We start from the raw sequence: 953 nt of genomic DNA, 5'->3' as shown, positions 1-953 counted from the left end.
CTGCCGGGCCGCACCAGTGCATTCCTCGTCGCGCAGGTCCGCGCGCGGGTCGACGGCATCGTGCTGCGCCGCGAATTCACCGAAGGCACCGACGTCAAGGCCGGTCAGCGTCTCTACAAGATCGATCCGGCGCCGTACATCGCCGCGCTGAACAGCGCGAAGGCGACGCTCGCGAAGGCGCAGGCGAACCTCGTCACGCAGAACGCGCTGGTCGCGCGCTACAAGGTGCTGGTCGCCGCGAACGCGGTCAGCAAGCAGGACTACGACAACGCGGTCGCCACGCAAGGCCAGGCCGCGGCGGACGTCGCGGCCGGCAAGGCGGCGGTCGACACCGCGCAGATCAACCTCGGCTATACGGATGTCGTGTCGCCGATCAGCGGCCGCGTCGGCATCTCGCAGGTGACGCCGGGCGCATACGTGCAGGCGAGCCAGGCGACGCTGATGTCGACCGTGCAGCAGCTCGATCCGGTGTACGTCGACCTCACGCAGTCGAGCCTCGAAGGGCTGAAGCTGCGTCAGGACGTGCAGAGCGGCCGCCTGAAGACGAGCGGCCCGGGCGCGGCGAAGGTGTCGCTGATCCTCGAAGACGGCAAGACCTATTCGGAAGCCGGCAAGCTGCAGTTCTCGGACGTGACGGTCGACCAGACCACCGGCTCGGTGACGATCCGCGCGGTGTTCCCGAACCCGGGCCGCGTGCTGCTGCCGGGGATGTTCGTGCGCGCACGGATCGAGGAAGGCGTGAACGAGAACGCGTTCCTGGTGCCGCAGATCGGCGTCACGCATGACCAGAAGGGCCAGGCGATCGCGATGGTGGTGAACGCCAGCAACAAGGTCGAGCCGCGTCCGCTGAAGACCACCGGCATGCAAGGCCCGAACTGGATCGTCGAAGGCGGTCTGCAGGCAGGAGATCACGTGATCGTGCAAGGCGTCGACAAGGTGCGCCCGGGCGCGAC

The 953-nt window shown here is 68.1% G+C and carries 1 protein-coding gene; it reads left to right on the top strand.

Annotated elements, in window-relative coordinates; translation table 11 throughout:
• A partial coding sequence (locus tag J8I33_RS34245; RefSeq protein WP_209940002.1) for an efflux RND transporter periplasmic adaptor subunit occupies window positions 1–953 on the top strand: 953 nt, incomplete at both ends.

It is taken from the genome of Burkholderia sp. AcTa6-5 (assembly GCF_017815075.1).
GTDB lineage: Bacteria > Pseudomonadota > Gammaproteobacteria > Burkholderiales > Burkholderiaceae > Burkholderia > Burkholderia sola.
Note: the sequence above shows the minus strand (reverse complement) of the source record. Positions and strands in the feature narration are given on the sequence as shown.